An 8,262-nucleotide genomic window follows, 5' to 3' on the forward strand; every position below is an offset into this window, starting at 1 on the left:
CGAAGTCGTACACCACGCGCCGCTCGCAGCCCATGATCAGGTCCAGGTTGCGCAAGCCGACGTCGAAGTCGATCACGGCCACTTTTTTGCCGTTCATCGCCAGACCGGTGGCAAGCGACGCGCTGGTGGTGGTCTTGCCCACGCCGCCCTTGCCGGACGTCACAACGATAATCTCAGCACTCAAGGCTCATCTCCAAAAATATAATTATGTTCTTCTGAGTTTGGTGCTCTGAATGGATCAGAACATCGATTACTTCAGTGTTGCAATCAGCAGTTTTTCCCCGTCGAGCCAGCATTGCACGGACTGGCCCTCCAGGTCTTTCGGTATCTGCTCGAACACGCGGTAGTGGCCGGCGATGGCGACCAGTTCCGCGCGGAAGTCCGAGATGAAAATACGCGCTTTCGTGTCGCCTTGCGCTCCCGCCATCGCGCGGCCCTTCAGGCTGCCGTAAACATGGATGCTGCCGTCGGCGATCACTTCGGCGGCATTGGCGACAGTGCCGACCACGATCAGATCGCGGTCGCGCGCATAGATCTGCTGGCCCGAGCGCACCGTGCCGTCATGGCGCTGGGCGCCCACGGTCCCTTCCGGCTGCGATAGCACCGGTTCGCGTACGGGTGCCGGGCGCGGTGCGGGCGCAGCGGCGGAAGCGGGCGGTGCGATGCTGCCGCCGTCGATGGGTTCGTAGGCCGCGCGGAACTTGGCGATCAGCGGCAGGCCCATGCGTTGCGCCAGCGCTTCCGTCGCGCTGGTGCCGTAGGCCAGGCCGACCGGCAGCATGCCGGCGCTGCGCACGGCTTCGAGCAACGCGTCGACCGTGCCGTCGTCCGGCAGGTCGAGCAGATGGCTCAAATCCAGCACTACCGCGGCGCGGGAAAACAGCTGCGGCGCGGAACGTACGCGGCGTTCCAGTTCTTCGCACAGGGCTGCCGCATCGGGCCGCCGCACTCGGACACAGGCAATGCCGACCTGCCCGAAACGCAGATCGCAGGCATCGGAGGTTTCCGTTTTTGCATTCATGTACGCCGCTCTCCGGCGAGGCGGCGAGTCTGGGGGTCTTGGTCGGTCAACGTGCGCGCGCGGTCCGCCAGCCAGGGAAGATCGGGCAGGCCATCATGTTCCAGATACGTATCGCGCACGTAGGTATAGCTGGGTAGGTCCTTGGCGAGCAGGCTCACCTGTGGACCGCGTTCACCCATGCGCTGCTGCCCTACTTCCTGGAAGCCGTAGGTGCCATGGAACAGCACGACCACATCATCGGCCGGTTCCAGGAACACTTCGCAGGTGAGCAGGGGCACCCGCACTTCGGCATAGCTGTTCACGTCGCAATAGAAGATGCGGCCCAGGCCGTGGCGGCGATAGGCGTTGGCGATCACGATGCGGTCGATGTAGACGAACGACGGGTAGTGTTCGCTGAACCACAGATAGTTGGGGCTGACGTAATCGCGGCCATCACGCAGGGCAATCAGGAAACCGGCAAGATGCCCGTCGATCTCGGCCACGCGGAAGTAATCGGCGTGTTCGTAGAAGTAGCGCAACCGTTCAGCGTCCAGGGCGAGGATGGAGCGACCGGCAGTGTTGTTGAGTGCCAGGACGGCATCCAGGTCGTGCTCGCGCACGTCGCGGATGGCAAGGGCCATTCGTTGCTCCGCAGTAAGTAGTGGCTGGTCAAGACCGACTGACGGCCCAGGTCCGGCGCATTATGGCATGCGACTTGGGGCGGCACATCCTGTATTGCGGCATGAGTTGACATGTAAAAGCTTTGTAAAACCAGAAGCTAGCGCTGCCCGATCGACACGCTGCCGCCGACCTGGGGCGACGCCAAGGCGGAATCGGAGCGCATGGGTTGGCGGTGCGCGCATGCGAACCTCAGTGTTGCCTTAAATCCGGAGCATAGGGACCTGGGAGCGTTACGATGGTGCGTATGACTTCCCGCGCATTCCATCGCGCCGGGGCGGTCCTATGATGCGGGCATGGCGATGACCAATTTCAATCACATACGGCTTTTGCGCATCACGGGGCTGATCGCTTATCTCTGCGATGGCACGCCGCTGTTCACCAACTGGGCCACGGAACGGCTCGATTTGTTGCACCGGCCCAACTTCGCCTTGCTGCTGTTTACGCTGTTCTACCTGATCTTCGGCATCCTCTATCTATTGATCACCAACAATCTGGGCACCCGCACGCACGTCGGCGGGCGGCTACTGGGATTGTTGCTGATGACTGCGGCGGCGCTGATGGTCGGGTGGTACAGCCATAGCGGCTTGTCGGCGATCTTGCTGGTGGTGGTATCGGTCATCCTGCCCTGGGTAGTGCCGACGTGGATCGGGGTGGCCTGGATGGTGTTGCAGACGGTATGTCTGGCGGCACTGTTTTCCACGTTCCCCGAGTACAGCATTACGGGGGCCGTGCTCCAGGCATGCATTTACACGGCTTTCTCGGGCTTGGTGTTCGTGGTATCGACGGTCGCCAACCAGCAGGCGGAGGAGCGCGAAGCCCAGCGGCGCCTCATTTCCGAGTTGCGCGCCACCCGCGCGCTGCTGGCCGAATCCACCCGCATCGCCGAGCGCATGCGCATCGCGCGGGAGCTGCATGACGTGATCGGCCATCACCTCACGGCGCTCAGCCTCAATCTGGAAGTGGCCAGCCACCTCAGCAACGAATCGGCCGCCGTGCATGTACGCAAGGCACAAAGTACGGCGCGCCTGTTACTGGCCGACGTACGCGAGGCGGTCAGCGAGTTGCGCCAGGATGACGCGATCGACCTGACCCAGGCCCTGCAAAGCCTGATCGACGGCGTGCCGAGCCTGCGCGTGCACCTAACCATCCCGCCGCGCTTCAGTGTGGAAGACCCGCGCCGCGCACAAGTGTTGCTGCGCTGTGTGCAGGAAATCATCACCAACACGGCCCGGCATGCCGGCGCGCGCAACCTGTGGCTCGTCTTTACTTATGAGGGCGAGACCTTGCTGAGCCTGTGTGCGCGGGACGATGGCCGCGGCGCCAGTGATGTCACGCCGGGCAACGGGCTGTCAGGGATGCGTGAACGCCTGGCCGAATTCGGCGGCGACGTCGCCATGGAGAGCGGGACAGGGCAGGGTTTTGCCCTCAGCATCCGTCTTCCATTGGGGGAACCCTCGGTGCTAGCCCATACACCTTCCCGGTTCGAACCCCCTGCATTGAGCCTTACCTGATGACTTGCCAGAATTTCATAAGCCTCAGAGCCCGTTTGCGACACCTGCACAATCCGCGCCGACCATTGTCGTCCCAGGGGGCATCTCTGCGTGGACTGTGCAAGGATCGCAAACAGGCTCCGACAAGTCGTCCCTGCTGCGAGGATCCGCGATGATTTCCGTTTGTCTCGTCGACGACCAGAACCTGGTGCGTCAGGGTGTGCGTTCCCTGCTCGATCTGGCGGAGGACATTCGCGTGGTGGCCGAGTGCGCGGACGGCGTGCAAGCCGTGCAGGATATTCCGCGCATCAAGCCTGACGTGGTGCTGCTGGACCTGCGCATGCCCAATATGAGCGGCCTGGAAGTGCTGCAGGCGCTTTCGACGCGCAACGAGTTGCCGCCCACCATCATCCTCACCACGTTCGATGACGATCAGCTTGTGCTGCAGGGCTTGAAGGCCGGTGCGCGCGGCTATCTGCTGAAAGACGTATCGCTCGAACAACTGGTGGAGGCGGTGCGCACCGTCGCCAATGGCGGCTCGCTGGTGGCGCCGATGGTCACCCAGCGTCTGCTGGCCGGCGTGGGGCGCATCCATAATCAATTCACCAGCCTGGAGCAGCCTGATCCGCTGACCGAACGCGAGACGGAGATTCTGCGCCTGCTGTCCGGCGGCTACAGCAATAAGGAAATTGCCAATTCGCTCAAGGTCGCCGAGGGCACCGTGAAAAATCACGTCTCCAACATTCTCTCCAAGCTGGGCGTGCGTGATCGAACGCGCGCCGTACTCAAGGCATTGGAGCTGGGGATCGTTTGAGGCGCCGGGTAGGGTGGGATTCGGAAATCGTACGTCGTAAATCGTCAAAGGCCACAGCTCCCAAGCTGCTGCAGTTCGCTTTTGCGATTGAGGATTCTCGATTCCCGATTGACGCCCCCAAATGCTGCCCTGCAACGCAATCCTATGGGTCTCGTAGGCCCGTAGCGTTCCTTCGCGCGAGCAAGTACCATCGGCAGCTTAAGGATGCTCTGACTGCTTCAGCGCAGGCATCACCGACCCTGTCCGTTTGCGTACCTTCGGTTCGCCGGCTCGACAGACCGCCAGTCTGCCTTCGCCGTCGGCCCTATGGCCTGCGAACAGACAGGGCCGGTGATGCCTACGCTGAATCAATCAGAGCATCCTGGCGCCGGCCGACCCCCGTCCTGATGCGGTTTCCCTCGTTGGAAGACCACCCGAAGGCGGTCCGTTCCGACCTGCGCTTTCCACCGCACCTAGAGAGACGTCTCGGAGAAACCTGGAATGACGCGTGTTCTGGAATTCATCGTTGCCCTCATCATCGTCGTCGTTGCCGGCGTCGTGGTGGGCATCATCATGCCCGGCAGTGGCCACGTTGAACGGTCACTGGTAGTGAGCAAAGACTTGCGCCAGGTCTACGACATGGTGTCCAACTTCCGTACCTTCCCTGACTACGGCGTCCTGCGCGCGTACGATGCGAGAACCCAATACAGCCTGTCCGGCAGCGCTTTCGGCCCGGGCGCCGAGATCAGCTGGAGCAGCCAGGACGACAAGGTGGGCGACGGCAAGCTGACCATCGCCAACGCCAAGCCGGCATTCAACCAGATCGACAGCACCGTCAACAGCGCGCAGCTGATCTGGAACCTGGACAATGCCTGGCGCGGTAGCGACAAGCATTTCACCCTGGACCTGCTGCGCCAGGGCAACACCGGCAAGCTGACCAAGATCACCTGGTCGTATGACGTGAGCTACGGCTTCAACCTGCTGGATCGCTACTCCAACCTGTACATCCACGGCCAGCCCGACGCCTTCATCCAGTACAGCTTGAACAACCTGCAGAACGTGCTGGCCAGCGTGCCGAACGTCGACTACAGCGATCTGGTTCCCTACATGGAACAGACCAAGCCCACGCCGGTGCTGCTGGTGTCCACCCAGATCAACCTCAAGGGTGGCCTGATCGATGCCATGAACGATGCCGTGCCGGCTGCCGAGAACGAAATCAAGGCAGCGGCGAAGAAGCTGGGCGTGAACATCATCGGTCCGCGCATCGTCTACACCACCAATTTCGGCGATCAGACCTATTCGTTCGACGTGGCGATGCCGATCGACAACAACAGCCTCACCGTCAACGGCCAGAGCTACCAGCTGACGCCGGAAACGCCGCCCTCGCTGACCGACCAGGTGGCTTCCGCCAGCACCAGCGCCGCCCCGGCCAACGCCCCGGCATTGAACCCCGGCGACAAGGATCGCAATGGCCATCTGGTGATCGACAACAACGTGCGCGCCATGCTGGCGTTCGGCAAGCCCGCGCTGATGGCGAAGTGGAACGGCACCATCGTTGGCGTGAAGAACACCCGCGAGCAGCTCGAAGCCTATGCGCAGACGCACGGCCTGAAGTTCAACGAAATCACTGATCGCAGCTACGACATCGAAGTGCAGCCCGAAGTGAAGGACAACTCCGGCAACATCACTACCTACGCGCAATACGAGGTGTATCTGCCAGTAAGCGATACCCCAGGGATTGCCGGTGGCGCCGTGCCGGCGCAGACGCCGGAGCAGCAGGCCGGCATGAAGCAGCCGGGCGTGCTGAGCAACAATCCGCAGCCGGCCTCCAGCAGCAGCGCACCGGCTCCGGCCAGCACGGCGAAGTAAGCGGCGCACTGCAGATCCAGAAAAAGCCCTCCCTTGTGGAGGGCTTTTTCGTCATGCTGCTTTGGATGGCGCGTCGAACTTTATCGCGCGCTTGCGGTACATTGCGTTGCGGTTCCTTTCGCGAGCGAACATGATCGAGACCGACAAGCTCACTAAGCGGTACGGCCATTTGACCGCGGTGGACGCGCTCAGCATCTATGCCGAACCAGGTCAGGTGCTGGGTCTGCTAGGCCCCAATGGGGCAGGCAAGACCACGGCGATGCGCATGATCGCCGGTTTTCTTGCGCCCAGCGCCGGTACGGCACGCGTCTGCGGGCACGACGTGATCAAGCAACCCCTGGAGGCCAAGCGTGCGCTCGGCTATCTGCCGGAAGGCGCACCCAGCTACGGCGAAATGACGGTGCGCGAATTCCTGGTATTCATCATGCGCGTGCGCGGGTTGCGCTCCGATGTCGGGCGGCGCCGCTTCGATGAGGTGATCAACCACCTGCAATTGGAGGACGCGCTGGGCGTCAGCGTAGATACCTTGTCCAAGGGACTGCGCCGCCGCGTTGGCCTGGCGCAGGCCATCCTGCACGATCCGCCGGTGTTGATGCTGGACGAACCCACCGACGGTCTCGACCCCAACCAGAAACACGCCGTGCGCCGCCTGATCGATACGATGGCGCGCGAGCGCACCATCCTCATTTCCACGCATCTGCTGGAAGAAGTGCACGCGCTGTGCAACCGCGTAGTGATCATCGCCGGCGGGCAGCTGCGCGCGGATGCCACACCCGCGGAGCTGGAGGCGCGCTCGCGCTATCACGGTGCGGTGTCCTTCAGCGCCCAAGGCAGCGGCATTTCGCAGGAAATGCTCGGGCGCCTGCCGCAAGTGGCGGGTATCGAAGTGGACCCGCTCGATGGCCGTGTCACGGTTTTTCCCAAATCCGGCGAGCGGATCCTTGAGCCGGTCGAGACCTTGCTGCGCCAGCAAGGGCTGGAAATTTCCGAAATCCAGCTCGAGCGCGGCCGCCTGGATGAAGTTTTCCGCCAGATCACGCTGGGCACCGACTCGGGAGTGCAGCCATGAGTCCGGTGACGGCGGTCATGCGCCGCGAATTGCGCAGCTATTTCGTGACGCCGGTGGCCTACGTGTTCCTGGTGATCTTCCTGGTGCTCTCAGGGATACTCACGTTCTACGTCGGCGATTTCTATGATCGCAGCATTGCCGATTTGCAACCGTTCTTCGTGATGCATCCATGGCTCTATCTGATCCTGGTGCCGGCGGTGTCGATGCGCTTGTGGGCGGAAGAAGCCAAGTCCGGCACGCAGGAATTGCTGCTGACGCTGCCGATCAACCTGTGGCAGGCGATGCTCGGCAAATTCCTCGCGGCGTGGCTGTTCGTCGGTCTTGCCTTGCTGCTCACATTCCCGATCTGGATTACCGTCAACTATCTGGGGTCGCCGGACAACGGCATCATCGTCGCCGGTTACATCGGCAGCTGGCTGATGGCCGGGGCATTCCTGGCGATCGGCGCGTGCCTGTCCACGGTCACCAGCAGCCAGGTGGTGGCCTTCATCCTCACCGCCGTGGTGTGCGTGCTGCTGATCCTTGCCGGGCAATCGCAGGTACTGGATTTCTTCCAGGGCAGCTTGCCACGCAAACTGGTGAACGGCGTGGCGCACTTGTCGATGCTGCGGCACTACGAAGCGATTGCGCGCGGCGTGCTCGACGTGCGCGATCTGCTGTATTTCATCCTCACCATCGTGGCGTGGCTCACCGCCGGGGTGCTGGTGCTCGATATGAAGCGGAGCCATTGACATGCTTTTTGGCTTCCCTTTGCGTCGACGCACCATGCTGGTCAGCGGACTGGTCGCGCTGATCCTGGCCTATTGCAGCCTCACGCTGGTCACCAGCCGCTGGCTGGCGCCGGAACGCTTCGACCTGACCCAAGATGGCTTGTATACGCTTTCGCCGGGGACACGCCAGATCGTCGATGGCGTGCATCGTCCGGTGTGGCTCACCTTGTATTTTTCGCAGCACGCGACGAAGGATTTGCCGCAGTGGCGCAGCTACGAACAGCGCGTCGCGGAGATGCTGCAGGAGATCGTGGCGCGCTCTCATGGCCGCATTCACCTGCAGATCGCCGATCCGGTGCCTTATTCGGATGACGAGGCCAGCGCCGAAGGCAACGGCCTTACGCCGCTCAGCGGAGGCAGCAACGGCGAGCGTATTTTCTTCGGCCTGGTCGGCACCACGCATCCGCCGAGCGAGACCCCAGCCGATGACCAGGCCGATTACCCGCCAGCCAAACCGGGCAAGCAGGTCGATCGGACGCTGTCGATTCCGTTCTTTGATCCGAATCGCGAAACCTTTCTTGAATACGACGTCGCCAAGCTGCTGTATCAGTTGAGTGAGCCGGAAAAGCCGCGCATTGGCGTCATGACCG

The 8,262-nt window shown here is 62.3% G+C and carries 9 protein-coding genes; 6 read left to right on the forward strand and 3 right to left on the reverse strand.

Annotated elements, in window-relative coordinates:
* From VMA74_RS01485 to VMA74_RS01495, 3 genes are all read right to left on the reverse strand, one after another.
* The coding region (locus VMA74_RS01485; RefSeq protein WP_325364108.1) for a P-loop NTPase at positions 1 to 184 on the reverse strand (184 nt) is incomplete at its 3' end.
* Between the two features lie 66 nt (positions 185 to 250).
* On the reverse strand, positions 251 to 1,021 hold the full coding sequence (gene minC, locus VMA74_RS01490) for a septum site-determining protein MinC (protein ID WP_325364110.1): 771 nt from the start codon (positions 1,019 to 1,021) through the stop codon (positions 251 to 253).
* Positions 1,018 to 1,641 carry a GNAT family N-acetyltransferase gene (locus VMA74_RS01495; protein ID WP_325364112.1) on the reverse strand — a complete coding sequence of 208 codons (624 nt, stop codon included), beginning with the start codon at positions 1,639 to 1,641 and terminating at the stop codon, positions 1,018 to 1,020. The genes minC and VMA74_RS01495 overlap by 4 nt, the downstream gene beginning before the upstream one ends.
* A gap of 333 nt (positions 1,642 to 1,974) precedes the next feature.
* Here VMA74_RS01495 and VMA74_RS01500 point away from each other — a divergent pair, with 333 nt between their 5' ends.
* The 6 genes from VMA74_RS01500 to VMA74_RS01525 form a co-directional block, all read left to right on the forward strand.
* Positions 1,975 to 3,192 (forward strand): sensor histidine kinase, encoded by a 1,218-nt coding sequence (locus VMA74_RS01500; RefSeq protein ID WP_325364114.1) that lies wholly within the window; start codon positions 1,975 to 1,977, stop codon positions 3,190 to 3,192.
* A gap of 151 nt (positions 3,193 to 3,343) precedes the next feature.
* A complete protein-coding gene (locus tag VMA74_RS01505; protein ID WP_325364116.1) occupies positions 3,344 to 3,985 on the forward strand; it encodes a response regulator transcription factor in 642 nt (213 codons plus the stop codon).
* Between the two features lie 480 nt (positions 3,986 to 4,465).
* Positions 4,466 to 5,833 (forward strand): polyketide cyclase, encoded by a 1,368-nt coding sequence (locus VMA74_RS01510; RefSeq protein WP_325364118.1) that lies wholly within the window; start codon positions 4,466 to 4,468, stop codon positions 5,831 to 5,833.
* Between the two features lie 130 nt (positions 5,834 to 5,963).
* Entirely contained in the window at positions 5,964 to 6,902 is a 939-nt protein-coding gene (locus tag VMA74_RS01515) for an ABC transporter ATP-binding protein (RefSeq protein ID WP_325364120.1), read from the forward strand.
* The gene (locus tag VMA74_RS01520; RefSeq protein WP_325364122.1) at positions 6,899 to 7,633 is read left to right on the forward strand and encodes an ABC transporter permease subunit; all 735 of its coding nucleotides are present in this window, start codon (positions 6,899 to 6,901) and stop codon (positions 7,631 to 7,633) included. The genes VMA74_RS01515 and VMA74_RS01520 overlap by 4 nt, the downstream gene beginning before the upstream one ends.
* A 1-nt stretch (position 7,634) precedes the next feature.
* Positions 7,635 to 8,262 (forward strand): GldG family protein (locus VMA74_RS01525; protein ID WP_325364124.1); only part of this gene is annotated, 628 nt, incomplete at its 3' end.

The sequence above is a fragment of the Dyella sp. genome, assembly GCF_035508675.1.
Taxonomy (GTDB): domain Bacteria; phylum Pseudomonadota; class Gammaproteobacteria; order Xanthomonadales; family Rhodanobacteraceae; genus Dyella_B.

Excerpts from the sequence above, each read along its gene's own strand:
- VMA74_RS01495 (WP_325364112.1), bottom strand. The coding sequence starts at position 1,641 with ATGGCCCTTGCCATCCGCGACGTGCGCGAGCACGACCTGGATGCCGTC.
- VMA74_RS01500 (WP_325364114.1), top strand. The coding sequence starts at position 1,975 with ATGGCGATGACCAATTTCAATCACATACGGCTTTTGCGCATCACGGGG.
- VMA74_RS01505 (WP_325364116.1), top strand. The coding sequence starts at position 3,344 with ATGATTTCCGTTTGTCTCGTCGACGACCAGAACCTGGTGCGTCAGGGT.
- minC (WP_325364110.1), bottom strand. The coding sequence starts at position 1,021 with ATGAATGCAAAAACGGAAACCTCCGATGCCTGCGATCTGCGTTTCGGG.
- VMA74_RS01520 (WP_325364122.1), top strand. The coding sequence starts at position 6,899 with ATGAGTCCGGTGACGGCGGTCATGCGCCGCGAATTGCGCAGCTATTTC.
- VMA74_RS01510 (WP_325364118.1), top strand. The coding sequence starts at position 4,466 with ATGACGCGTGTTCTGGAATTCATCGTTGCCCTCATCATCGTCGTCGTT.
- VMA74_RS01515 (WP_325364120.1), top strand. The coding sequence starts at position 5,964 with ATGATCGAGACCGACAAGCTCACTAAGCGGTACGGCCATTTGACCGCG.